The sequence below is a fragment of the Ramlibacter sp. P4_H7 genome, from assembly GCF_056400765.1.
On the sequence record NZ_JBFUKP010000010.1, the window covers coordinates 99,784 to 123,863 of the forward strand.

24 protein-coding genes are annotated in these 24,080 nt (G+C 69.0%); 11 read left to right on the forward strand and 13 right to left on the reverse strand.

What is annotated here, in order from left to right; all coding sequences use genetic code 11:
• The first annotated feature begins 108 nt into the window (after positions 1-108).
• Positions 109-369 (forward strand): hypothetical protein, encoded by a 261-nt coding sequence (locus tag AC1DSA_RS15210; RefSeq protein ID WP_477890596.1) that lies wholly within the window; start codon positions 109-111, stop codon positions 367-369.
• On the opposite strand, the gene AC1DSA_RS15215 is transcribed toward AC1DSA_RS15210, so the two are convergent.
• A complete protein-coding gene (locus AC1DSA_RS15215) occupies positions 370-3,408 on the reverse strand; it encodes an L-glutamate gamma-semialdehyde dehydrogenase (RefSeq protein WP_477890598.1) in 3,039 nt (1,012 codons plus the stop codon).
• 74 nt (positions 3,409-3,482) lie between these two features.
• Here AC1DSA_RS15215 and AC1DSA_RS15220 point away from each other — a divergent pair, with 74 nt between their 5' ends.
• Positions 3,483-3,962, forward strand: a complete 480-nt coding sequence (locus AC1DSA_RS15220) for an Lrp/AsnC ligand binding domain-containing protein (protein WP_477890600.1) — start codon at positions 3,483-3,485, stop codon at positions 3,960-3,962.
• A gap of 71 nt (positions 3,963-4,033) precedes the next feature.
• On the forward strand, positions 4,034-4,576 hold the full coding sequence (locus AC1DSA_RS15225) for a DUF3617 domain-containing protein (RefSeq protein WP_477890602.1): 543 nt from the start codon (positions 4,034-4,036) through the stop codon (positions 4,574-4,576).
• Here the strand turns inward: AC1DSA_RS15225 and AC1DSA_RS15230 are convergent.
• On the reverse strand, positions 4,560-5,264 hold the full coding sequence (locus tag AC1DSA_RS15230) for a YggS family pyridoxal phosphate-dependent enzyme (RefSeq protein WP_477890604.1): 705 nt from the start codon (positions 5,262-5,264) through the stop codon (positions 4,560-4,562). The genes AC1DSA_RS15225 and AC1DSA_RS15230 overlap by 17 nt on opposite strands.
• Before the next feature lie 64 nt (positions 5,265-5,328).
• Between AC1DSA_RS15230 and AC1DSA_RS15235 the strand changes: the two genes are divergently transcribed.
• The 4 genes from AC1DSA_RS15235 (at position 5,329) to AC1DSA_RS15250 (ending at position 9,053) form a co-directional block, all read left to right on the forward strand.
• Positions 5,329-6,372: a type IV pilus twitching motility protein PilT gene (locus AC1DSA_RS15235; RefSeq protein WP_477890606.1), complete on the forward strand. Its 1,044-nt coding sequence runs from the start codon at positions 5,329-5,331 to the stop codon at positions 6,370-6,372.
• 116 nt (positions 6,373-6,488) lie between these two features.
• The gene (locus AC1DSA_RS15240) at positions 6,489-7,625 is read left to right on the forward strand and encodes a PilT/PilU family type 4a pilus ATPase (RefSeq protein WP_477890608.1); all 1,137 of its coding nucleotides are present in this window, start codon (positions 6,489-6,491) and stop codon (positions 7,623-7,625) included.
• A 94-nt stretch (positions 7,626-7,719) separates the two neighbouring features.
• Positions 7,720-8,103, forward strand: a complete 384-nt coding sequence (locus AC1DSA_RS15245) for a tautomerase family protein (protein WP_477890610.1) — start codon at positions 7,720-7,722, stop codon at positions 8,101-8,103.
• 47 nt (positions 8,104-8,150) lie between these two features.
• Positions 8,151-9,053: an NAD(P)-dependent oxidoreductase gene (locus AC1DSA_RS15250; protein ID WP_477890612.1), complete on the forward strand. Its 903-nt coding sequence runs from the start codon at positions 8,151-8,153 to the stop codon at positions 9,051-9,053.
• Positions 9,054-9,115: 62 nt separating this feature from the next.
• Here the strand turns inward: AC1DSA_RS15250 and AC1DSA_RS15255 are convergent, their stop codons facing one another.
• The gene (locus tag AC1DSA_RS15255; protein WP_477890614.1) at positions 9,116-9,895 is read right to left on the reverse strand and encodes a BON domain-containing protein; all 780 of its coding nucleotides are present in this window, start codon (positions 9,893-9,895) and stop codon (positions 9,116-9,118) included.
• Positions 9,892-10,491 carry a phosphoheptose isomerase gene (locus AC1DSA_RS15260; protein ID WP_477890616.1) on the reverse strand — a complete coding sequence of 200 codons (600 nt, stop codon included), beginning with the start codon at positions 10,489-10,491 and terminating at the stop codon, positions 9,892-9,894. Before AC1DSA_RS15260 ends, AC1DSA_RS15255 begins: the two co-directional genes overlap by 4 nt.
• Positions 10,492-10,779: 288 nt before the next feature.
• On the opposite strand from AC1DSA_RS15260, the gene AC1DSA_RS15265 reads away from it, so the two are divergent.
• Positions 10,780-11,145, forward strand: a complete 366-nt coding sequence (locus tag AC1DSA_RS15265) for a hypothetical protein (RefSeq protein WP_477890618.1) — start codon at positions 10,780-10,782, stop codon at positions 11,143-11,145.
• A 46-nt stretch (positions 11,146-11,191) separates the two neighbouring features.
• Here the strand turns inward: AC1DSA_RS15265 and AC1DSA_RS15270 are convergent, their stop codons facing one another.
• Positions 11,192-11,548: a YraN family protein gene (locus AC1DSA_RS15270; protein WP_477890620.1), complete on the reverse strand. Its 357-nt coding sequence runs from the start codon at positions 11,546-11,548 to the stop codon at positions 11,192-11,194.
• A 24-nt stretch (positions 11,549-11,572) separates the two neighbouring features.
• On the opposite strand from AC1DSA_RS15270, the gene rsmI reads away from it, so the two are divergent.
• The gene (rsmI, locus tag AC1DSA_RS15275) at positions 11,573-12,478 is read left to right on the forward strand and encodes a 16S rRNA (cytidine(1402)-2'-O)-methyltransferase (protein WP_477890622.1); all 906 of its coding nucleotides are present in this window, start codon (positions 11,573-11,575) and stop codon (positions 12,476-12,478) included.
• Positions 12,479-12,481: 3 nt separating this feature from the next.
• On the opposite strand, the gene AC1DSA_RS15280 is transcribed toward rsmI, so the two are convergent.
• The gene (locus tag AC1DSA_RS15280) at positions 12,482-14,521 is read right to left on the reverse strand and encodes a primosomal protein N' (protein ID WP_477890624.1); all 2,040 of its coding nucleotides are present in this window, start codon (positions 14,519-14,521) and stop codon (positions 12,482-12,484) included.
• 357 nt (positions 14,522-14,878) lie between these two features.
• Complete coding sequence (gene hemE / locus AC1DSA_RS15285) at positions 14,879-15,988, reverse strand: uroporphyrinogen decarboxylase (protein ID WP_477890626.1); 1,110 nt, start codon at positions 15,986-15,988, stop codon at positions 14,879-14,881.
• Between the two features lie 47 nt (positions 15,989-16,035).
• Here hemE and AC1DSA_RS15290 point away from each other — a divergent pair, with 47 nt between their 5' ends.
• Complete coding sequence (locus AC1DSA_RS15290) at positions 16,036-17,124, forward strand: class I SAM-dependent DNA methyltransferase (protein ID WP_477890628.1); 1,089 nt, start codon at positions 16,036-16,038, stop codon at positions 17,122-17,124.
• Positions 17,125-17,142: 18 nt separating this feature from the next.
• Here AC1DSA_RS15290 and AC1DSA_RS15295 read toward each other — a convergent pair whose 3' ends face one another.
• From AC1DSA_RS15295 to AC1DSA_RS15310, 4 genes are read right to left on the reverse strand one after another with little or no spacing between them, the layout of a single operon-like run.
• A complete protein-coding gene (locus AC1DSA_RS15295) occupies positions 17,143-18,504 on the reverse strand; it encodes an O-acetylhomoserine aminocarboxypropyltransferase/cysteine synthase family protein (protein WP_477890630.1) in 1,362 nt (453 codons plus the stop codon).
• Positions 18,505-18,511: 7 nt separating this feature from the next.
• Positions 18,512-19,003 carry a CoA-binding protein gene (locus AC1DSA_RS15300; RefSeq protein WP_477890632.1) on the reverse strand — a complete coding sequence of 164 codons (492 nt, stop codon included), beginning with the start codon at positions 19,001-19,003 and terminating at the stop codon, positions 18,512-18,514.
• A 33-nt stretch (positions 19,004-19,036) separates the two neighbouring features.
• Positions 19,037-21,169 carry a protein-disulfide reductase DsbD family protein gene (locus AC1DSA_RS15305; RefSeq protein WP_477890634.1) on the reverse strand — a complete coding sequence of 711 codons (2,133 nt, stop codon included), beginning with the start codon at positions 21,167-21,169 and terminating at the stop codon, positions 19,037-19,039.
• A 42-nt stretch (positions 21,170-21,211) separates the two neighbouring features.
• Complete coding sequence (locus AC1DSA_RS15310; RefSeq protein WP_477890636.1) at positions 21,212-21,955, reverse strand: alanyl-tRNA editing protein; 744 nt, start codon at positions 21,953-21,955, stop codon at positions 21,212-21,214.
• Between the two features lie 61 nt (positions 21,956-22,016).
• Between AC1DSA_RS15310 and AC1DSA_RS15315 the strand changes: the two genes are divergently transcribed.
• Positions 22,017-23,324: a PQQ-dependent sugar dehydrogenase gene (locus AC1DSA_RS15315; RefSeq protein WP_477890638.1), complete on the forward strand. Its 1,308-nt coding sequence runs from the start codon at positions 22,017-22,019 to the stop codon at positions 23,322-23,324.
• Here the strand turns inward: AC1DSA_RS15315 and AC1DSA_RS15320 are convergent.
• On the reverse strand, positions 23,321-23,476 hold the full coding sequence (locus AC1DSA_RS15320; RefSeq protein WP_477890640.1) for a hypothetical protein: 156 nt from the start codon (positions 23,474-23,476) through the stop codon (positions 23,321-23,323). The two genes, AC1DSA_RS15315 and AC1DSA_RS15320, sit on opposite strands and share 4 nt — an antisense overlap.
• Positions 23,477-23,603: 127 nt before the next feature.
• Positions 23,604-24,074: an Lrp/AsnC family transcriptional regulator gene (locus AC1DSA_RS15325; protein WP_477890642.1), complete on the reverse strand. Its 471-nt coding sequence runs from the start codon at positions 24,072-24,074 to the stop codon at positions 23,604-23,606.
• Between the last annotated feature and the right edge of the window lie 6 nt (positions 24,075-24,080).

The window sequence follows — 24,080 nt, forward strand, 5'->3', positions numbered from 1 at the left end:
GGCTGACGCGCCACGCTGCTGCGCGCCGTCCCGAGGACACCGACGGCGCCCACAGGCGCCCGCCGCGCCGCGGCGCATTCTGGAGCCCGTACCAGGGAGATGCTCCAAATGAAATACATGCACAAGGCCATCTGGCAATCCGACGGCAACCTCGTGATCCGCGGCAACACCCGCGCGCTGCTGTTCCGTGCGCTGGAAGACGTTCGTGCAGACCTCGCCCGTCGCGGCGAGGACGCCGATGCCCTGAAGCGCACGCTGGCTGCGCTGCAGAACGTGCTGGGCGCCTACGACGGCAAGCTGCCCAGCGCGCTCGACCTGCTCGGCGACCCGGTCCGGGAACGCGTCTCTCGCAACCTGCTGAAGGGTTGATCAGGCCAGCAGGGCCACGTTGCCGCCGGCGGCGGTGGTGTTGATCGTCACGGTCTGCTCGGCGCAGAAGCGCACCAGGTAGTTGGGGCCGCCCGCCTTGGGACCGGTCCCCGACATGCCTTCGCCACCGAAGGGCTGCACGCCCACCACTGCGCCGATCATGTTGCGGTTGACGTACACGTTGCCGATTCGAGCCTCGCGCGCCAGCGCCTGCGCGCGGCTGTCGATGCGGGTCTGCAGTCCCAGCGTGAGACCGTAGCCCACGCGGTTGATCGCATGGATCACGGCCTGCGGATCGCCGCTCCAGCGCGCGACGTGCAGCACGGGCCCGAAGACCTCGTGCCTGACCTGTTCCACGTTGTCCACTTCGAAGGCCTGCGGCGGGATCAGCCGCAGCTGCGGATCGAAGGAGGCCTCCGGCAGCAGGGGCTTCGCTTCCGCCTGCAGCCGTCGCACGTGACGCTGCAGCCCTTCGAAGGCCTCGCCGTCGATCACCGGCCCGACGTCGGTGCGCCATTGCGCGGGATCGCCGGTGACGAGTTCCTGCGCCGCACCCTGGATCATCCGGATCACGCCATCGGCAATCGCTTCGTGCACCAGCAGCAGTCGCAGCGCGGAGCAGCGCTGGCCGGCGGACCGGAAGGCGCTTTGCACGACCGCATCGGCCACCTGTTCCGGCAGCGCCGTGGAGTCCACCAGCATCGCGTTGATGCCGCCCGTCTCCGCGATCAGGGGCACGATGGGGCCGTCCTTGGCCGCCAGCGTGCGCTGGATGAGCTTGGCCACTTGCGTCGATCCGGTGAACACCACGCCGGCGATACGCGGCTCGGCCACGAGGGCGGCACCTATCGTCTCGCCGGCGCCGTGCAGCAGTTGCAGCGCGGCGGCCGGCACGCCCGCGGCGTGCAGCAGGCGCACCGCTTCGGCGGCGATGGCGGGCGTCTGTTCGGCCGGCTTCGCCAGCACGGTGTTGCCGGTCACCAGCGCCGCCGCCACCTGGCCCGTGAAGATCGCCAGCGGGAAGTTCCACGGGCTGATGCAGGCCCAGGCGCCGCGGCCGGTGAGGCGCAGCACGTTGCTCTCGCCGGTGGGGCCGGGCAGCGTGACGGGCTGCAGGATGCGTTCGGCTTCGTTCGCGTAATAGCGCAGGAAGTCGACGGCTTCCCGCACTTCCGCCACCGCGTCGCCCCAGCACTTGAAGCCCTCCTGTACCAGCAGGGCGCACAGGCGCGGCAGCGCGTCTTCCATGCGGTCCGCGGCGGAGCGCAGGACCGCGGCGCGCGCTTCCACTGGCGTGCGTTCCCACGCATGGCCCGCGGCGATCGCGCGTTCCACCGCCTGCGGCACCTGCGCCGGGTCGGCCGGCGGCACGGTTGGCACGGTCATCCCGGCCAGCGCATCCTCCAGCGGCGCGCGCATCTCGGGCACCGCGAGGTCCAGCCCGCGGCTGTTGCGGCGCGCGGGGCCATAGAGGTCGGGCGGCAATGGCAGCGAGGGCTGCGGCGCCAGGTGCAGCGGCGACTGCAGCAAGTGGTCCATGCCCACCGATTCGTCGGCGAGCTGGTGCACGAAGGAGGAGTTGGCGCCGTTTTCCAGCAGCCGCCGCACCAGGTAGGCGAGCAGGTCCCGGTGCTGGCCGACCGGCGCGTACACCCGGCAGGAGATCAGCGGGTTCTGCAGCACTTCGCGGTAGATGCCTTCGCCCATGCCGTGTAGGCGCTGCAATTCGAAGCCGGTTGCCCCAGCGGCGCCCGTCTGTCCCGGCATGGCGCGCGCTTCCTCGCCGGGGCGGGATGAAGTCGCGCGCGGACCGAGGACCCGGTGCGCCATCTGCACGATCGCGGCGATGGTGCCGGCGTTGTGCGTGGCGAACTGCGGATAGATCACGTCCTGCGCTTCCAGCAAGGCGCGCGCGCAGGCGAGGTACGAGATGTCCGTGTGGTGCTTGTGCGTGAACACGGGATAGTGCGACAGGCCCAGCTCCTGCGCGCGCTTGATCTCGGCGTCCCAGTAGGCGCCCTTGACCAGCCGGCACATCAGCCGGATGCGGTGCCTGCGCGCGATCGCCGCCACCTCGGCGATCAGTTCCAGCGCGCGCGTCTGGTAGGCCTGCAAGGCGAGGCCGAAGCCCTGCCACTGCGGATGGTGCTGCGCCACCAGTGCGCAGAGCGCTTCGAAGATGTCCAGCGAGAGTTCCAGCCGGTCCACTTCTTCCGCGTCGATGGTCAGGTTGATGTTGGCGCGGGCGGCGCGTTCGCACAGCCGCCACGCGCGGGGCACCAGCTCCTGCAGCACGCGTTCGCGCTGCAAGGCCTCGTAGCGCGGGTGCAGGGCGCTCAGCTTGATGGAGATGCCGTCGTTGTCCTGTACCGGCCGGCCCGCGTTCGCCGACGCCGCGATGGCCGCGATCGCGTCTTCGTAATGCGCAAGGTAGCGCTGTGCGTCCTCCGCGGTGCGCGCGCCTTCGCCCAGCATGTCGTACGAAAAGCGAACGTTCGGCTGGCGCCGGCGCGCGCCGTCCCCCTCGTGCATGGCCTCGGCGATCGTCTGGCCGAGGACGAACTGCCGTCCCAGCAACTGGACGGCGCGCAGCGTGGCGGCGACGACGGTCCGGGCGCCCAGCCGGGCGAAGACGCCGGGCTCCGGCTGTGCACCGTCGCCCGGCAGGAAGCGCTTGGACAGGGCGATGGCGCTGTGCGAAAGGCGCGCCAGGGCGCTGTCCGCGGAGCCTTCGAAGTCGGCGCGCGAGAGCTGGTCGGCGGTGAGCGCGATCGCCGTTTCGGCGTCGGGCACCCGCAGCAAGGCTTCGGCCAGGCGCATCAGCGCCAGGCCCTCGGCGCTGGAGATCGGATATTCCTTGAGCAGGCTCTCCATCGCCCAGAAGGGCGGCGGATTGCGGCGCACGGCAGCCACCCAGGGCGCTGCCACCTGCGCGGCGGCGGCCCAGTCCAGGGCGGCGCGCAAGGACTGCAGGCGGTCGGCAACGGTGGGGGCCTCGGGTCGGTAGGGGCTGGGCAGGCGCTGGTGGGTGGCGGGCATGAAACGCATGGTGGCTGGTTCTTGCGCGAATGTTTCGCTAAAGTGACTGAGCTTCGCGAAAGAAAATTCAGACCATGGACGCCATTGCTGCCGATCTGGACCGCATCGACCTGAAGATCCTGAATGTCCTGCAGGCCGACGGCCGTCTGTCCAACCTGAAGCTCGCCGAGGCCGTGGCGCTGTCCCCGACCGCCGTGCTGGCGCGCGTGCAGCGGCTCACGCGGGAGGGCTACATCCTCGGCTACGAAGCGCGCCTGGACCCGGTGAAGCTGGGGGTCGGCATGCTCGTGTTCGTGGAGGTGCTGCTGGACCGCACCACCCCCAACGTGTTCGAGGCCTTCAAGGCGGCCGTGCAGGCGCACCCGCAGATCCTCGAATGCCACATGGTCGCGGGCGGCTTCGACTACCTGGTGAAGACACGCGTGGCCGACATGCAGGCGTACCGCGACTTCGCGGGCGCGGTGCTGTGGCAGTTGCCTGGCGTGCGCGAGACGCGCACCTATGCGGTGATGGAGGAAGTGAAGAACAGCGCGCGCCTGCCGCTGCGGGTCTAGCAGCGCCGAAAAGCGCGCTGGGCAGCGCCCGCGACCGTGGGCAGAATGGCTGGCACCGAAGGAGAAGCCCCATGCGCACCCCCCTGCTGATCGTCGCCACGCTGCTCGCGGCCGCACCCCTGGTGGCCGGAGCGCAGTCCCTGAAGCCCGGTTTGTGGGAAATCCACCACAAGAGCGACAACCCGCAAATGGCGGGCGCCATGGCCGAAATGCAGCAGCAGATGGCGCAGATGCCGCCCGAGCAGCGCAAGCAGATGGAGGCGATGATGGCGCAGCAGGGCGTGAAGATGGCGCCGGGTGCCGGCGGTGCCACGGCGATGCAGGTGTGCCTGACCAAGGAGATGGTCGAGCGCAACGACGTCCCGATGCAGGACGGCTGCCGCGTCACGCAGCAGCAGCGCAACGGCAACCTGATGAAGATGGCCTTCGCCTGCACCAACCCGCCCTCCAGCGGCGAGGGGCAGGTGACCTTCAACAGTCCCGAGTCCTACGCCAGCCGCATGACCGTGCGCAGCATGGCGCAAGGGCGCACCGACACCACCACCATGGAAAGCAACGGCAAGTGGCTGAAGGCGGATTGCGGCAACGTCAAGCCGTTCACGCCCCGGAAGTGAGCCGGTGCGGCCGGGTGCCGAAGATCGCGGTGCCTACGCGCACCATCGTGCTGCCGGCGTGAATCGCCGCCTCGAGGTCACCCGTCATCCCCATCGAGAGCGTGTCGAGCGCCAGCCCCGCGTCCCGCAGCGAGTCGAACAGCGCGCGCGCCTGGCGGTGCGCGGCGAGCTGCGTCGCGAAATCCTCGCGGGGTTCGGGGATGGTCATGAGCCCGCGCAGCTTCAACCGCGGCAACTGCGCGATCTCGCGTGCCAGTGCCAGCGTTTGCGCGGGCGCGACCCCCGACTTGTTGGGGCCGCCGTCGATGTTCACCTGGATGCACACCGACAGGGGCGCGCGGTCCAGCGGGCGCTGCTCGGACAGGCGTTGCGCGATCTTCAGCCGATCGATCGTGTGCGCCCAGTCGAAGTGCTGCGCCACCATCCGCGTCTTGTTGCTCTGGATCGGGCCGATGCAGTGCCAGGTCAGGGGCAGGTCGGCCAGCAGCGCCTGCTTCTCCACGGCCTCCTGGATGTAGTTTTCGCCGAACGCGGTCTCGCCCGCTGCATGGGCCTCGCGCACTGCTTCGGGGCCGAAAGTCTTGGACACGGGAAGCAGCGTGACTTCGTTCACGTGGCGTTGCGCAGCCGCGCAGGCGCTCGCGATCCGGCTGTGCACGGTCTGGAGGTTGGCAGCAATCGTCGTCATAATGGTCCGGAGGCCATCGGCGACGTGCGCCACCGTTGGTGAGGACATAAGAGAAGAGGGACTCGTGGATATTACCCAGCTGCTCGCTTTCAGCGTCAAGAACAAGGCGTCGGACCTGCACCTGTCGGCCGGCCTGCCCCCCATGATCCGCGTGCACGGCGACGTGCGTCGCATCAACGTCGACCCCATGGACCACAAGCAGGTCCATGCCATGGTGTACGACATCATGAACGACACGCAGCGCAAGGCTTACGAAGAGTTCCTGGAGTGCGACTTCTCCTTCGAGATCGAAGGCCTTGCGCGATTCCGCGTCAATGCCTTCAACCAGAACCGCGGCGCCGGCGCCGTGTTCCGGACGATTCCTTCCAAGATCCTCACACTGGAACAGCTGAACGCGCCCAAGATCTTCCAGGACCTCGCGCTGAAGCCGCGCGGCATGGTGCTGGTGACGGGCCCCACGGGCTCGGGCAAGTCCACCACGCTGGCGGCGATGGTCAACCACCTGAACGAGACCGAGTACGGCCACATCCTGACGGTGGAAGACCCGATCGAATTCGTGCACGAGTCCAAGAAGTGCCTGGTGAACCAGCGCGAGGTGGGTCCGATGACGCTGTCCTTCGCCAACGCGTTGCGCTCGGCGCTGCGCGAGGACCCGGACTGCATCCTGGTGGGTGAAATGCGCGACTTGGAAACGATCCGCCTGGCCATGACGGCGGCGGAAACCGGGCACCTGGTGTTCGGCACGCTGCACACGTCCAGCGCCGCCAAGACCATCGACCGCGTGATCGACGTGTTCCCTGCGGAAGAAAAGGAAATGGTCCGCGCGATGCTGTCGGAGTCGCTCCAGGCCGTGATCTCGCAGACGCTGTGCAAGACCAAGGACGGCAGCGGCCGCGTGGCGGCGCACGAAATCATGATCGGCACCTCGGCCATCCGCAACCTGATCCGCGAGGCGAAGGTGGCCCAGATGTACTCGGCGATCCAGACCGGCAACAGCGTGGGCATGCAGACGCTGGACCAGAACCTGACCGACCTCGTGAAGCGCAACATGATCAGCGCGGCCGAGGCGCGCAGCAAGGCCAAGATCCCCGAGAACTTTCCCGGATGATCACGGCCGCCAAGCTTGCCGCTGCGCGGATGGAACAGCCCTCCGAGGGGGCGGTGGTCGCCCTGGGGCGGCCCGGCGGCGAACTCCAATAGCAATCGAGAAACGGGACTCGCACCATGGAACGCGACCAGGCATCCAAGTTCATCAACGACCTGCTGAAGCTCATGGTGGGCCGCAACGGCTCCGACCTGTTCATCACGGCCGATTTTCCGCCCGCGATCAAGGTCGACGGAAAGGTGACCAAGGTATCGCCCCAGCCCTTGAACGGCGGGCACACGCTGGCACTGGCCCGCTCGATCATGAACGACAAGCAGGCGGCGGAGTTCGAGCGCACCAAGGAGTGCAACTTCGCGATCTCGCCGCCCAGCGTCGGCCGCTTCCGCGTCAATGCCTTCGTGCAGCAGGGCAAGGTCGGCATGGTGCTGCGGGTCATCCCGCAGGTTCTGCCCACCATCGACGGCCTGGGCGTGCCGCAGGTGCTCAAGGAAGTGGTGATGTCCAAGCGCGGGCTGGTCATCCTGGTGGGCGCGACGGGCTCCGGCAAGTCGACCACGCTGGCGGCCATGATCGACTGGCGCAACGAGCAGAGCTTCGGCCACATCATCACCATCGAGGACCCGGTGGAATTCGTGCACCCGCACAAGAACTGCGTGGTGACGCAGCGCGAAGTGGGGCTGGACACCGACAGCTGGGAAGCGGCGCTGAAGAACACGCTGCGCCAGGCGCCCGACGTGATCCTGATGGGCGAGATCCGCGACCGCGAGACCATGGAACACGCGATCGCCTTCGCCGAGACCGGCCACCTGTGCATGGCCACGCTGCACGCCAACAGCGCCAACCAGGCGCTGGACCGCGTGATCAACTTCTTCCCGGAAGAGCGCCGTCCGCAGCTGCTGATGGACCTGTCGCTCAACCTCAAGTCCTTCGTGTCGCAGCGCCTGATTCCCAAGCAGGACGGCAAGGGTCGCGCCGCGGCGGTGGAGGTCCTGCTGAACACGCCCCTGATCTCCGACCTGATCTTCAAGGGCGAGGTCTCCGAGATCAAGGAGATCATGAAGAAGAGCCGCAACCTGGGCATGCAGACCTTCGACCAGGCGCTGTTCGACCTGTACGAAGGCAACGTCATCACCTACGAAGACGCCCTGCGCAACGCCGACTCGCTGAACGACCTGCGGCTGCAGATCAAGCTCAACAGCCAGCGCGCCAAGTCGCAGGACCTGTCCGCCGGCACCGAGCACCTGGCCATCGTCTGAGGCTTGCAGCGGCTGCAAAGCCGTTTTGCGTGCGTGGGCGTTGTGCGCCCCCCGGCTCCCGCGGCACAGTCGCGTTCCACCGAAGGAGAACGCGATGCCCTTTGTCCGACTGGAGCTTCCCGAGACCATTCCCGCCGCCCGCGCCCAGCGCGCGGGCGAAGCCGTCCACCAGGCGCTCGTCGACACGATGGGCGTGCCGGCGGATGACCGCTTCCAGCTGATCACGCGCCATCCCGCTGGCGCACTCGTGTGCACGCCCGAGTACCTGGGCGTCCGGCACACCGCGAAAGCGCTGTTCGTGCAGGTGACCTGCGCCCCGGGCCGCACCTTGCAGCAGAAGCGCGCCTTCTACGCGCGCACGGCCACCGACGTGGCGGCGGCCTGCGACGTGAGCCCCTCGGACGTCATCATCCACCTGGTCGAGACGCTGCGCGAGAACTGGTCGTTCGGCGAGGGCGTCGCCCATTACACGCTCTGAGGCCGCGGCCTAGAATCGGCCCTTCCTCCTCCAACCCACGCAGCACCATGGCGTCCACCAACCCGAAGACGTACGAATCCACCCCTTCCCGCAAGGTCGCTTTCCTCGGCCTGGGCGTGATGGGCTACCCCATGGCCGGGCACCTTGCGCTGGCCGGCCACCAGGTCACCGTCTTCAACCGCAGCGCGGAGAAGCGCCAGGCCTGGTGCAAGGAGTTCGCCGGCTCGGCGGCGGCGACGCCGCGCGAGGCGGTGGCGGACTGCGAGCTCGTGTTCTGCTGCGTCGGCAACGACGACGACCTGCGTTCGGTGGCGCTCGGGGAGCAGGGCGCACTGGCGGGGATGAAGCCGGGCGCGATCCTGGTGGACCACACCACAGCGTCCGCCAACGTCGCACGCGAGCTCGCCGCCGAAGCGAAGAAGCGCGGCCTGCAGTTCGTCGATGCGCCGGTGTCCGGGGGCCAGGCCGGCGCCCAGAACGGCATGCTCACCGTGATGTGCGGAGGCGAGCAGGCCGCGTTCGATGCGGCGCGTCCGGTGGCGATGGCCTTCTCGCGCGCCTTCACCCTGCTGGGCCCGAGCGGCGCCGGCCAGCTTGCCAAGATGGTCAACCAGGTCGCGATCGCCGGGCTGGTGCAGGGCCTGTCCGAAGCGATCGCTTTCGGCACCAAGGCCGGCCTCGACATGCAGCAGGTGCTGGAGGTGATCGGCAAGGGCGCCGCGCAAAGCTGGCAGATGGACAACCGTGGCAAGACCATGATCGCCGACCAGTTCGAGTTCGGCTTCGCCGTGGACTGGATGCGCAAGGACCTGGGCCTCGTGCTCGACGAGGCCAAGCGCAACGGCGCACGGCTGCCGGTCACCGCGCTGGTCGACCAGTTCTACGCCGACGTGCAGGCCATGGGGGGCAAGCGCTGGGATACCTCCAGCCTGATCAAGCGGCTGCGCTGAGCCGGAAGGCCGCGCAAGAATGACAAAGGGCCGCTTGCGCGGCCCTTTGTCATCGGGTGACTTCAGCGGACGGGCGAGGTCACCGCGCCGCCTGAAATGGGCGGTTGAGCATCAGGCGCCGTCGACCCCGTCGCCGGGACAGCGGATGGGGTGGCAGTGACCGGGGCCACCGTCACCGGTGCTGCGGCAGGGCTTGCCGCCAACGGTGCCTTGGTTCCCGCGGGGGTGATGCCCGCCGCCCGCAGTTCTTCCGGGCTCAACACTTCGAAAATGCGGACAACGCGTTGCACGCCCGAGATCTGGCGGGCGATGGAAGTCGCGCGGTCGGCTTCCCGGGCCGACACCCGTCCCATCAGGTAGACGTTGCCCCGCTCGGTGACCACGCGGAAGGCGTTCGTCTGCAAGTCCGACGCGTCGACGAAGGAGGCCCGCACCTTGCCGGTGATGAACGTGTCGTTGGAACGCTGCGTCAGCGACGTGGGCGCCATCACCGCAATCTCGTTGACGATGCCGCGCACGTTGTCCACGCGCGAGACGGCCTGTTCGGCCTGCTGCTTCATCGCGTCCGTGGGCGCCTCGCCGGTCAACAGCACCTGCCGGTTGTAGGCGGACACGTTGATGTGCACCCGGTCGCCGAGGGCTTCGCTCAGGCGCGAAGCGGCACGGAATTCGATCGTCTCGTCATCGACCTGCGCGCCCGATGTGCGGCGGTCGGTCGCCACCATCGCCGTGCCGACCGCGGCAGTGCCCACGATCAGCGGCGCGCAGCCGGCGAGCGCGCCGGCCAGCAGCGCAGCGGCCACGGAGCAGAGGGGGAGGGAGCGGTGCAGCTTTCGGTTCATATCGGTGGGTCCTGTTCGCCGAGGAGTTGCGCGTCGACGCCGTCGCAGATGCAGTGAAGCGCGAGGATGTGCACTTCCTGGATGCGGGCCGTGCGCTCGTGCGGCACGCAGATGTGCACGTCGGTCTCGCGCAGCACCCCGGCCATCTTGCCGCCGCCGCGCCCGGTGAGCGCGACGACCGTCATCTCGCGCTCGTGCGCCGCCTCGATGGCGGCCAGCACGTTCGCGGAGTTGCCGCTCGTGGACAGCGCCAGCAGCACGTCGCCTGCCTGTCCCAGCGCGCGCACCTGCTTGGAGAAGATGCGGTTGAAATCGTAGTCGTTGGCGATCGCGGTGAGGATGGAGCTGTCGGTGGTGAGCGCGATGGCGCCGAGTTCGGGCCGCTCGCGTTCGAAGCGGCCGACGAATTCCGCGGAGAAGTGCTGCGCGTCCGCGGCGGAGCCGCCGTTGCCGCAGGCGAGCACCTTGCCTCCGCTGGTGACGCAGGCCAGCACCGCCTGCACCGCTTGCGCGATCGGCTTGCTGAGGGTCTGCGCGGCCTGGTACTTCAGGTCCGCGCTGTCGATGAAGTTCTGCTGTATGCGTTGCTCGAGCATGGCCTTCAATGATACCGCCCGTGACGCAGGTGAAAAATGTCTGCGCTGCAGCGCGCAGGTGAACAGCCGGTTACCCGATCCGTCGCAATGTTTCGGGAAGGCGGGCCTCTGTAGTCCCTATCGGACGCCGGCGGGGAGGGAATCGCCGACGCGCGGGCGGCCGTGACCCGACACGAGGTCCCGCGCGGAACTGACTCCGCCAACGTCGTGGTTCACTAATCTTGCGCTTGCTGGCTTAAGTGCCCGCAGATTTCAAGTTCCACAAATCAAGTTCTAGGAGAAGTTGCAATGGCTGTTCTGAAAAAAATTGCCGGTCTGGTCGCTGGTATCTCTGCCGTGGCCGTGATCGGCGTCGCGGTCGCCCAAGGCGTGCCCCCGAATCCCTTCGTGACCAACCCCGCTCTGGGCGCCGGCCAGCAGAGCACCCACCTCACCTCCATGGGTGAGACGGGCGTTCCCGGCCTGATCGACCAGGTGCAGACCGCCCAGATCACGACCGTCCAGCCTGTGGCCGTGGTGGAGCAGCCCGCCGTCGTGGCCCAGGCCCCCGCTCCCGCTCCCGTGATGGAAGAGCGCCAGTCCATGGGTGCCGCCCCGGCACCGGTGGAGCAGGCTCCCGCGCCCGTGATGCGTCGCAAGCACGACCGCAACTAAGCACGGCTCGTGTGTTTCTGCTGGGGCTTCGCTCTGCGGGCGAGCCTCAGCCAGCATCGAAGGCGGCACGCATCCACAGGATGCTGCCGCCTTCGATGCTGATGACGTCGAAGCGGCACGCCGGTGTCGCAGCCAGCCTCATCAGGTAGTGGCGGGCCGCGAACACGATGCGACGCTGCTTGTCCCAGCCGATGCTGGCCGCCGCGCCACCGAAGCGGCGGTCGGCACGCTTGCGCACCTCCACGAACACCAGCGTGCCGTCGCGCTCGCGCATGACGAGGTCGATCTCGCCGCCGCCCCGGCCGGGCGTCCGATAATTGCGCGCCACCAGCGTGAGTCCCTGCGCACGCAGGTGCGCCAGGGCGCGGTCTTCGGCGGCGTCGCCTTGCTCCTTGGTACTCACACCCTGCCTTTCGAAGGAGTCCGATTGAGCGCTTCCTTTGCATCCGCGCTGGCCGCGGCGCGCGACGCGGCGGCTGCGCAGCACTACCCGCAGGGTAGCCTGTACATGCTGGCCACGCCCATCGGCAACCTCGCCGACATCAGCCTGCGCGCCCTGCACGTCCTGCAATTGGTGGACGCCGTGGCGTGCGAGGACACGCGGCACACCCAGGCCCTGCTGCGCGCCTACGGCATCCACAAGGATGCGTGGCTCAGCGTGCACCGCCACAACGAGGCCGAAGGCGCCCAGCAGGTGGTGCGGCGGCTGCAGAACGGAGAACGCGTGGCCTATGCCAGCGATGCAGGAACCCCCGGCATCAGCGATCCAGGCGCGCGCCTGGTGGCCGCCGTCCGCGCTGCCGGATTGCCGGTCGTTCCGGTGCCGGGCGCCAGCAGCGTGACTGCCCTCATGAGCGTCCTGCCGGCGCAGGTGGAGGACAGCAGCTTCGTCTTTGGCGGCTTCCTTTCGGCCAAGGCGGGCGAGCGGCAACAGAGGGTCGAACAGCTGGGGCAGGAAGCACGCGCGGTGGTGCTGCTGGAAGCGCCGCACCGCATCGCCGCCCTGGCCCAGGCGCTCGCCGCGCTGGGCGAGCGCGCAATCACGGTGGGGCGCGAACTGACCAAGCAGTTCGAGGAGATCGCGACGCTGCGCTGCGCGGACTTCCCCGCGTGGCTGCGCTCGGACCCGCAACGCGAACGCGGCGAGTTCGTGCTGGCGCTGCATCCGGTGGCGGTGGTGGCGCAGGAGGGCGACGCGCTGCGCGTGCTGCAGCTGCTGCTGGCTGAACTGCCGTTGAAGACGGCCGTCAAGCTGGCGGCGGACATCACCGGTGCGCCGCGCAACAGCCTGTACCAGTCGGCGCTCGCGCTGAGGAGCGAACCCGAAGCCTGAGCGTCAGATCGCCAGCGGATCGACGTCGACCGCCCACCGGATCAGGCCGCGCATGCGCAATCCCTGCAGCACCGGCTGCCAGGCGGCCAGGAACCCCTGCAGCGCCGGGCGCGAACCGCTTTCCAGCAGCAGCTGCGCGCGCTCGACGTTGGCCACCCGCTGCACGGGCGTGGGCACCGGCGCGTACACCACCACATGGCCGCTGCCGTCCAGTTCCGCCGCTTGTTCTGCGGCTGTGCGCAGGAACTCCTGCGCCACGTCCTGGGTGCGCGCCTCCGCGCGCAGCAGCGCCTGGTAGGCGAAGGGCGGCATGGCGGCCTGCTGCCGTTCCTTCAACTGCTGCGCAGCGAAGGCGGGATAGTCGTGGCGCTTGAGCGCCGTGAAGAGGGGGTGCTCCGGGTTCCAGGTCTGCACCCACATTTCGCTCGCGGGCGCATGCGCCACGTCGCGGCCCGCGCGTCCACCCGCCTGCATCAGCAAGCTGAACAGCCGTTCCGGGGCGCGGAAGTCGCTGGAGAACAGCGCTGCGTCGGGATTCACCGCCGCCACGAGCGTGATCTTGCGAAAATCATGCCCCTTGGTGACCATCTGCGTGCCCACCAGGATGTCCACTTCCCCCGCGTGCACCTGCGCGAGCTGCTCCTCCAGCGCGCCCTTCAGCCGCGTGCTGTCGGCGTCCATCCGGGCGATGCGCACGGGCTCGCCGCCCGGCCTGCGCGTGTCGGCCAGTAATTCGGCGAGGTGCTCCTCCAGCCGCTCCGTGCCGCGGCCCAGCGGTGCGATGTCGACGTTGCCGCACTTCGGGCAGGCGCGCGGCACACGCTCGGTGAAGCCGCAATGGTGGCAGCGCAGCGTGCGGTCGATCTTGTGGAACACGCGGTAGGCGCTGCAATGGCTGCATTCGCTGCGCCAGTCGCAGGCGGTGCAGGCCAGCACCGGCGCGTAGCCGCGGCGATTGAGGAACACCAGCGACTGCTCGCCACGGGCCACGCGCTGCGCGATCGCCGCCAGCAGCGGCGGCGAGAACAGCGTGCCCTTGGGCTGGTGGTTCATGTTGACGATGCGCACCGCGGGCAGGGCACCCGCTCCCACCCGCGTGGGCATCTCGATGCAGCGGTAGCGTCCGCGCTCGCACGCCTGCCAGCTTTCCAGCGAGGGCGTGGCGGAGCCGAGGATCACCTTCACGCCTTCGAGCCGGGCCCGGTAGACCGCCAGGTCGCGTGCCGAGTAGCGCGCCCCTTCCTGCTGCTTGTAGCTCGGGTCGTGCTCCTCGTCGACGACGATCAGCCCCAGGCGCGGCAGGGACGCGAACACCGCCATGCGCGTGCCCAGCACGATGCGGGCGCTGCCCAGGTGGGCCGCCAGCCAGCTGCGCAGCCGCTGCGGGTTGGTCATGCCGCTGTGCAGCGGCACCACGGCGCCGGCGCCGAAGCGCTCTTCGAAGCGGGCCTGCAGCTGCGGCGTGAGGTTGATCTCCGGCACCAGGACCAGGGCCTGGGCCTGCGGGTCGGCTTGCAGGAGCGTCTCCACGGCGCGCAGGTAGACCTCGGTTTTGCCGCTGCCAGTCGCACCGAACAGCAGGAACGGGCCGGGCTGCGCCGCGATCACTGACAGCGCCCGCGCCTGTTCTTCGGTCGGCTCCGGTCGGCTGGTCGCTTCGGGGGAATCCGCAGCCGGCGTTGCGCGCTTCAGACGGCGCCCTAGCTGCACCGCGTCGAGTTCACGCAGTTGCGGCGGCAACGCGGCCAGCGCGACCTCGCCCAACCCCCGTTGGTAATAGCCCGCGGCGAATCCGACGAGCTCGCGCCACGCCGCCGACAGGGGCGGCAAGCCTTCGAGCGGACCCGCGATGGACTTCAGCTCGGCGGGCGGCGTGGGCGTTTCGTCCGGCGCGTCCCAGACCACGCCGCATACTTCACGGCGGCCCAGCGGCACGCGGACCAAGCGACCCGGCGCAAGTGGAAGCTCACTGCGGTAGCTCAGCGCGCCGCCCAGGCTGCTGTGGGCGGGGGTCGGCACCACGACATCGATGCGGATGCTCATCCCCTTCTGCGGTTACGCGTCATGCTTAAGCCAGATCTCGCGAAACCCGGGGTAAGTGCTTGATTCCAAAGTCATTTGCCTTTGGGTTCACTTTGTTGTGGATAACTTTGTTGATACCCATGCCTTGGCAGCCCGGAAGGGCTCGCAAAATCAAGGGCTTGGCTGAGCCGTCCGCAAAATTCGAAGGCGCGGCATCCTAACAAAATCAACGACTTACGAGCGCTCCTGATTTTGAAGCGGCGAAAGGCCGCCGCCACCGGCCTGGATGCGCCGCAACACAGATTTTGTGCATAAGTCAAGCGCCGACCTCCGGGCTTTCCTAACCTTTGCGGCTAGGGAACACCCCGATGCGCCGGTTCAGGTCCTGGGCGATGCACCTCGCATTTGCCGCGAATGCGCGTGCACAGCCTCCACCAACGCCTGCACGTGCTCGGGCGGGGAGTGCTGGCTGATGCCATGGCCGAGGTTGAAGATCTGGGTCGGTCCCTGGCCGTGGCCGGTATGGGGGGCGCCGAAATCCTCGAGCACGCGACGCGCCTCGGCAGCGACCTGCTCGGGCGGCGCGAACAGCACCGCCGGATCGAGGTTGCCCTGCAGCGCCTTGCTGCGGCCCACGATGGCTCGTGCGCGCGCCAGGTTGACCGTCCAGTCGACACCCAGCACGTCGCAATCCAGCGGCTCCATCTCGTCCAGCCAGAGTCCACCGCCCTTGGTGAAAACGATCCGCGGGATGGCCGTGCCGGTGGCATCCGTGCGCTTGAGCTTCGCGAGGACCTTTTGCGTGTAGGCAAGGCTGAACTGCTGGAAGGCGCCGTCGGCCAGCGCGCCGCCCCAGCTGTCGAACACCATCACCGCCTGCGCACCAGCGTCGATCTGCGCATTGAGGTAGGCCGCGACGGCGTCCGCGTTCACCGCAAGGATGCGGTGCATCAGGTCGGGACGGCTGTACAGCATGCTCTTGACGCCGCGCCAGTCATCCGAGGAACCGCCGCCTTCCACCATGTAGCAAGCCAGCGTCCACGGGCTGCCGGAAAAACCAATCAGGGGAACGCGGCCGTTCAGCGCGCGGCGGATGTTGGTCACCGCATCGAACACGTAGCGCAGCCGCTCGAGGTCGGGCACCTGCAGTGCGGCCACCGACTTCTCGTCGCGCAGCGGGCGGGCGAGCTTCGGACCCTCGCCCTCGGCGAAGCTGAGGCCGAGTCCCATGGCATCCGGCACCGTGAGGATGTCCGAGAACAGGATGGCCGCATCGAGCGCGAACCGGTCCAGCGGCTGCAGCGTCACTTCGGTGGCGTACTGCACGTTCGTGGCCAGGCCCATGAAGCTGCCGGCCCTGGCGCGCGTTGCCTTGTATTCGGGCAGGTAACGACCGGCCTGGCGCATCAGCCAGAGCGGCGTGTAGGGAGTCGCCTGGCGCAGGCAGGCGCGCAGGAAGGTGTCGTTGGCGAGCGGCGGGAAGGACATGGGCGCGATTGTCGCAGGGCCTATCATTCCGCCAGTTGAGGAAAAGCATGGACAGTCATTTCGAGCAGGCGCGCGCGCTTTTCCTGTCCGGAGTGGAGCACTACCAGGCCGGACGCCTGGAGCAGGCCGAGCGGCAGTTCGCGGCCGCCCTGTCGCTGATGCCGGGGCGCCCTTCCGTTCTGACCAACCTCGGGGCGGTGCGGCTCAAGCTCGGACGTACCGAAGAGGCCTTGTCCTTGCTGCAGGAAGCGCTGGCGCAGGAGCCGGGCAACGCCGAGGCCCTGGGCCATTGCGGCACGGCGCTGGCGGAGCTCGGACGGCCCGCCGACGCGGTCGCGCACTTCGACCGGGCACTGGCCGCGGATCCCCGGCCTCCCGCGCTGTGGACCCTGCGCGGCACGGCGCTGCGCGAACTGGGGCGCCCGCAGGAGGCCGCCGCATCGTTCCGCGAAGCCTTGGCCCGCGGCGGCGATCCTGAACTGCTGAACTACTACCTGGCCGCGGTCGAACCGGTCGCCGCGCCCCGTCGACCGCCGCGCCACTACGTGGAGGCCCTGTTCGATGGCTACGCGGACGCCTTCGACGGGCACCTTCAGCGATCGCTGCGCTATGACGCGCCCCAGGTGCTGGTGCCGCGCATCGCCGAGGGACGCCACTTCGCGCATGCGCTCGACCTGGGCTGCGGCACGGGCTTGTGCGGCCCGCTGCTGCGGCCGCACGCGCGGCACCTCACGGGAGTCGACCTCTCCGCGAACATGCTGGAGAAGGCGGCCGCGCGCGGGGTGTACGACACGCTGGAACAGTCGGACGTCGCCGATTTCCTGGGTGAGTCGAGCGCGCAGTACGACGCCGTGGTCGCGGCGGACGTGTTCGGCTACGTCGGCGCGCTGGACGAGGTGTTCCGGCTGCTCGCACTGCGCATGCCTGCAGGCGGCGCGCTCGCCTTCACCGTGGAAGAGAGCGAGGAGGGCGAACTGGTGCTGCGTCCCAGCCTGCGCTACGCCCATTCGGAAGCCGGGCTGCGGCGGCTGGCGCAGCAGCATGGCTTCCAGGTGCGGGCGCTGGAGCGCCGTGCGCTTCGGGAGGACCGGGGCCGGCCGATCCCCGCCCTGTTCGCCTGGCTGGAGAAGGGCTAGCAGCCCGCGCGCAGATTCCTAGGCCACGGCCTTGCGCAGGGCCTGGTCCAGGTCCCACAGGATGTCTTCGATGTCCTCGATGCCGACGGACAGCCGGATCATGTCCGGCCGCACGCCGGCGCGGGCGAGCTCCTCTTCATCGAGCTGCCGGTGCGTGGTGGACGCGGGATGGATCACCAGCGTCTTGGCATCGCCGATGTTCGCGAGGTGGCTGAGGAACTCGCAGGCATCGATGAAGCGCTCGCCGGCCTTCACGGCATCGTCGGCACGGATGCCGAAGGTGAGGATGCCTGAAGAACCGGGCTTGCCGTCGATCGAGCGGAACTGCTTCTTCGCCAGCCCGTGGTGCGGCGAATTCTCGAGGCCGGGGTAGTTCACCCACCCCACCAGCGGATGCTCGCTGAGGAACTCGGCGACGCGCAGCGCATTGCGACAGTGCGCCTGCATGCGCAGGTGCAGCGTCTCGATGCCTTGCAGGATCAGCCAGGCGTTGAGCGGCGACAGCGCGCCGCCGAAGGTGCGGTTCACCTCCATGCGCGCCTTCATCGTGTAGCCGAAGTCGCCGAAGGTCTCGTAGAACTTCACTCCATGGTAGGCCTTGCTCGGCTCCAGCATTTCGGGGAAGTTCTTCGCGGCCAGCCCGCTGCCCCAGTCGAACTTGCCGGACTCCACCACGACGCCGGCCATCGTGGTGCCGTGTCCTCCGAGGTACTTGGTGGCGCTGTGCACCACGATGTCGGCGCCGAAGGCGAACGGGTTGCACAGGTACGGGCTCGCGACCGTGTTGTCGATGATGAGCGGCAGGCCATGCGCGTGCGCGATCTGCGCCACTGCCTCGATGTCGAACACGTTCACCAGCGGATTGCCCAGCGTCTCGCCATAGACGGCGCGCGTGTTGGGACGGATCGCGCGCCGGAAGTTGTCCGGATCCTCCGGATCGACGAAGGTCGTCTCGATGCCCAGGCGCGAGAAGCCGATCCCGAGCTGGCCCACGGTGCCGCCGTACAGCGTGCTGGCCGCGACGATGTGATCGCCCGTCTTCAGGATGGCGAGGAGCGCCGTCATCTGCGCCGCCATGCCGGTGGCGCAGGCCAGCGCCGCCCGCCCGCCTTCCAGCGACGCGACCCGCTCTTCCAGCACGGCCACCGTGGGGTTGCTGATGCGGCTGTAGACGTTGCCGAAGGTCTGCAGGTTGAACAGGCTGGCGGCGTGCTCGGCCGAGTCGAACACGAAGCTGGTGGTCTGGTGGATCGGCGTGGCGCGCGCGCCGGTCACCGGGTCGGGAATGGCACCGGCGTGGATCGCGCGGGTGCCGAACGCGTACTCGTGGTCGGCGCCCGGGGTTGGCTGGGGACGAAGGGGGTCTTTCTCTGCGGCCATGGCGAACTCAGTAGAACAGCTGCTGCGGCCGCCGGGCCGAGATGACCCGGGTGTTCACGCCGGCCCAGTTGAGCCCGCCGAACAGGCGCGCGTGCTCGATCTTCACGCACCGGTCCATCACCACGTCGAGCCCGGCCTGGCGCGCCTTGGCCGCGGACGCCTCGTCGATCACGCCGATCTGCAGCCACAGGCACTTCGCGCCGATGGCGATCGCCTCGTCGGCGATCGGCGGAATGTCCGCGCTCTTGCGGAAGCAGTCCACCATGTCGATCGTCACGCCGTCCTTCGCCAGCGCTTGCGCGGCCGCCGTCACGCTGGGGAAGCTGCGTTGCCCGAGGATCTCGCTGGCCGATGGGTTGATGGGCACGATGCGGTAGCCGTGCTCCTGCATGTACTTGGCGGCGAAGTAGCTGGGACGGTGCCATTGCGGCGACAGCCCCACCACCGCGAGCGTGCGGCAGGCGCCGAGGATGCGGCGCAGGTCCTGGATGGTGCTCATGCGGCCAGTGTACGCAGGCCGCGGGCGGCGAGCCTAGAGCGCGATCGCCTGCCGCACGTCCTCGACGCTGAGGACTTCCGACAGCACCACCGGCGGTTTACCGGGGCGGTAGATCACGTACACGGGCACGCCGTTGCGCCCCAGCTGCGCCAGCGCGGCGGTGATCGCGGGATCGCGCCGGGTCCAGTCGGCGCGCAGCAGCGCGTAGTTGTGCGTGCGGAAGTCGGCCAGCACCTCGCCGCGCGACAGCGTGGCCTTCTTGTTGTACTGGCAGGTCACGCACCAGGCGGCGGTGAAGTCCACGAACACCGGCTGGCCTGCGGCGACCAGCTGCTGCACGCGCTCGGGCGCCCAGGCCTGCCAGAGGTCGTCCCTGGCCGCCGCGTTCGTGGCGGACGGCGCCGGACGCGTGATCGCCGCACCCGTGGCCCAACCCACCAGGACCACACCGGCCAATGCGACGGAGGCCAGCGCGATGCGCGTGCGGCCGCGCAAGGTCAGCGCCCACACCACCATGCTCAGCGCCACCAGCAGGGCGAGCAGCGCGCCGGCGCCGTCGATGCCGCTTTGCTGGCCCAGCACCCACACCAGCCAGGCGACCGTGGCGAACATGGGGAAGGCCATGAGGCGGCGGAAGGTGTCCATCCAGGCGCCCGGACGCGGCAACAGCCGCGCCACGGCGGGCACCCAGCTGGCCAGCAGGTAGGGCAGCGCCATGCCCAGGCCCAACGCGATGAAGATGGCGAGCGCTTCGGCGGCGGGCAGCGAGATCGCCAGCCCCAGCGATGCGCCCATGAAGGGCGCCGTGCAGGGCGACGCGATGGCCACGGCCAGCACGCCGGTGAGGAAGGAATTCGCCACCGGATGGCGCGCCTCCAGCGTGGCGACGCTGCTGGGCAGCATCGAGCGGAACTCGAACACGCCCGCGAGGTTGAGCGCGATCAGCGTGAACAGGGCCGCCAGCGTGGCCACCACCGCAGGCGACTGCAGCTGGAAGCCCCAGCCAAGCTGTTCGCCCGCGGCGCGCAGGGCCAGCATCAAGCCACCCAGGGCGGCGAAGGAGGTGACGACACCCAGTGTGTAGGCGATGCCGCTGATGCGGTGGCCGCGGCGATCGTCCGCGTGCCGGGTGAAGCCGACCACCTTGATCGCCAGCACCGGAAACACGCAGGGCATGAGGTTCAGGATGATGCCGCCCAGCAGCGCGCCCAGCAGCGCAGCCAGGAGGGTGCCTGCCGGCGTGGCCGCCGGCGCCACCGGCGTGGCCGCGGCATTGCGCAGCGCCTCCTGCAGGGCGGGCGACACGGTGGCCGCCGGCGCGGCGGGCGGAGGCCAGGCTCCCGACATCTTGGCTTCGGTGCGCCAGCCCTGGTCGCCAGCCACCAGCACCACCGGCATCACCACGGGACTCGCACTGCGATGCGGCGACAGCGGCACGCTCGCGGTCCAGACGTTGCCTTTCCACGCCTGGGTCCAGCGGCCCGCGGGTTCGATCACTTCACCAGTCTCGGGGAAGAACTCCAGGTCCTTGCCCACCACCGAAGCGGGCAGCCCGGGCACGCTGACTTGCAGCGCCTGGCCTTCGACGCGCGCCTCCGCAGGGGCCTTCAGGTCCCGGGGCTGCGCGGCCAGGGCGGCCTGGAAGGCGCCGGCGTTCAGGGCCGTGGTGCTGCGCACCGGCAGCTTCAGCACGAAGTTGCCGTCCTCGGGGATGCATTCCTTCTTGCAGACCAGCCAGGAGGCCTTGAGCTTGATTTCGGCGTCGCCGAAGGGCGAAGGCTTGAAGGCCGAAGTCACGGTCAGCGGCACCGGCAGCAGCACGGTGCCTTCGTAGCCGTAGTTCGCCAGCGGCCCGACCGGGATCTTCTTCGGGACCGGCCAGGCCACCTCGCCGGCCTCGATGCCGGCCGGGAGCGTCCAGGTCAACGTCGTCGGCAGGCCCGAATCACCGGGGTTCTTCCAGTAGGTGTGCCATTCCGGTTGGTGCGCGATCTGCAGCCCCACCCAAAGCGGCTGGCCGGAAACGACGCCTTGCGGCGCATGGGCCATGAGTTCGGCGCGGACCCGTTCCGTGGTCACGACGGCCTTGTCCACCTGTGCCAGGCCGACCGAGGGCAGGAGGGAGGCCGACAGGAAGGCGGCGGCAAGCAGGCGCGCAGGATTCATCGCAGGAGGTGGAGCTCAGCAGGCGGTTCGAAGTTCCGGAGTTCAGGAAAAGCCCAGCACCACCCGTCGGGTGCTGGCGCTCTTTTTCTCGATCTTGGTAACGACCACGCCACCGATCTCCCCCGTGTTTGCAACATGCGTGCCGCCGCAGGGCTGGAAGTCGATGGCCAGCTCCGGGGTGCCGATGCGGATGGTGCGCACGCGGCCGGTTCCGCGCGGCGGCTGCACGGACATGCTCTTGACCAGCGCCGGGTTGGCGTCGAGCTCCTCGTCGGTGATGGCGCCGACCTGCACCGCATGCGCGGCGGCCACCAGGTGGGAGATGCCCTGCGTCAGCGCCTCCTTGTCCAGCGGGTCGGTCATGTTGAAGTCCAGGCGCGCGTACTCGGGCGTGATCGAGCAGCCGTTGACCAGCTGCGGAACGAGGTGGCACAGCAGGTGCGTCGTGGTGTGGAAGCGCATGAGCTTGTGCCGGCGTTCCCAGTCGATGCGCGCGATCACCGCGTCACCGGCGCGCAGGCGCGCGAGGACCTCGTCCTGTCCAACGGCCGGCACGTGCGCGATGTCGGCCGTCGGCTTGCCGTCCGCGTCCTTGGCCTTGCGCGTGTCGGCGATCGCCAGCGGCGTCCCGTCCGCCAGCACGAGCACGCCGGCGTCGCCCGCCTGCCCGCCGCCGAGGGGATAGAACACGGTGCGGTCGAGGACGATGCCCTGCTCGCCGACGGCCACCACGGTCGCGGGCGTCTCGCGGAGGTAGGCATCCTGTCGGAACAGCTCTTGTGTCATGGCGGCTATTGTCCCGCTTTCGCTCACCCCACAGCGGCGCAGGGTAGATGCACACTGGGACATGCGCCCGATTCTTCCTGCCCTGTCCCTGCTGGTCCTGCTGCTTGCCGCATGCGGCGACACGGCCAAGCTCTCCGAGTCCGCCACCACCGGCGCGCAGCCGCAGCTGCCGCCGCCCGCGAAGTCCCTGCTGCCCACGATGCACATCGCGCCCGCCGAAGGCTGGCCGGCCAACGGACAGCCGCAGGCCGCGCCCGGCTACGCCGTCACGGCCCTGGCGCGCGGCCTGGAGCACCCGCGCTGGCTGTATGTACTGCCCAATGGCGACGTGCTGGTCGCGGAGTCCAACAAGCCCGCGCCGCCCCCCGGCCAGGAAGAAAAGGGGATCAAGGCCTGGGTCACCAAGCAAGTGATGAAGCGGGCCGGTGCGGGCGTGCCCAGCCCGGACCGCATCCTGCTGCTGCGCGACGCCAACGGCGACGGGCAGGCAGAACTGAAGACGGTCTTCATCGCCCAGCTGCATTCGCCCTTCGGGATGGCGCTGGTCGGCGACACGCTGTATGTCGCCAACGCGGACGCGGTGGTGCGCTTCCCGTATGCGCCGGGGCAGCAGCAGATCACGGCGTCGCCGCAGAAGGTCACGGACCTGCCGGCGGGCACCAACCACCACTGGACCAAGGGGCTGGTGGCCAGTCCCGATGGCCGCAAGCTCTACGTGTCGGTGGGTTCGAACAGCAACGCGGCGGAGCGCGGCATGGAGGTGGAAGAGGGCCGCGCCGCCATCTGGGAGATCGAGATCGCGACCGGGGCCAAGCGCGTCTTCGCGAGCGGCCTGCGCAATCCGGTCGGCATGGCCTTCGAGCCCCAGACGCGCGCGCTGTGGGCCGTCGCGAACGAGCGTGACGAACTGGGAAGCGACCTGGTGCCCGATTACCTCACTTCGGTTCGCGAGGGAGCCTTCTACGGCTGGCCCTGGAGCTACTGGGGCGCACACGTCGACGATCGAGTGCAACCGCCGCGCCCCGACATGGTGGCACGGGCGATCGCTCCCGATTACGCCCTGGGCAACCACGTCGCGCCGCTGGGACTGGCCTTCGCCGATGGCCGCCTGCCAGCCTTCGCCGGCGGCGCCTTCGTCGGCGAGCATGGCTCCTGGAACCGCAAGCCACGCTCCGGCTACAAGGTCGTGTTCGTGCCCTTCGCCAACGGCCGACCTTCAGGGGCGCCGCAGGACGTGCTCACCGGCTTCGTCAGTCCGGAAGGCAAGGCGTGGGGGCGTCCGGTCGGCGTCGCGCTCGATCGATACGGGGCGCTGCTGGTGGCCGACGACGTGGGCAATGCTGTCTGGCGGGTTGCGCCGGTGCGTTAGCTGCACAGGGCGGTCAGCACCATCGCCGTGATGGAAGGGCCGCGGGTGCACTGGTCCAGCGACGCCACGACCGTGAGCGCCAGCGACGGCCAGAACGCCCGGTTCCAGCTCTCCCGCCAGAGGTAATCAGTGAGGGTGCGCAGCGAATCCATGCACACATGGTGCTGCGCAAGGCCCGCCCTGTGATTCGGCCGAAGGCGACAGCGGGCCCCCGCGTACAGGCTGCGCGACAGTCAGCCTGCGGCTGTCAACGGCAGCGACCTTGCCTACGCGTGTCGGTCAGGAGCGAATCGGCAACGGGAGCGCGGTCTTGTAGCGGACCTGCTTGAGCGCGAAGCTGGAGCGGATCTTTTCGATGCCGGGGATGGGCGTCAGCTGTTCCAGGATGAAGCGCTCCAGGGCCGCGATGTCGGGCACCGCCACACGGATGAGGTAGTCGCTGTCCCCCGTCATGAGGTAGCACTCCATCACCTCGTCGTGTTCGGCGATGCGGCGCTCGAAGGCCGCCAGCGAGTCCTTGGCCTGGCTCTTCAGGCTGATGTTGATGAAGACGCTGAGCCCCAGTCCCAGCTGCTTGGCGCTGGCCAGAGCCACGTAGCGCTCGATCACCCCGGCGGCTTCCAGCGCCTTCACCCGCGCGAGGCATGGCGAGGGCGAAAGGTGAACCCTGCGGGCCAGTTCCACGTTGGTGAGCGACCCGTCCTGCTGCAGCTCGGCGAGGATGCGGAGGTCGACGGCATCGAGTTGCATGGAATG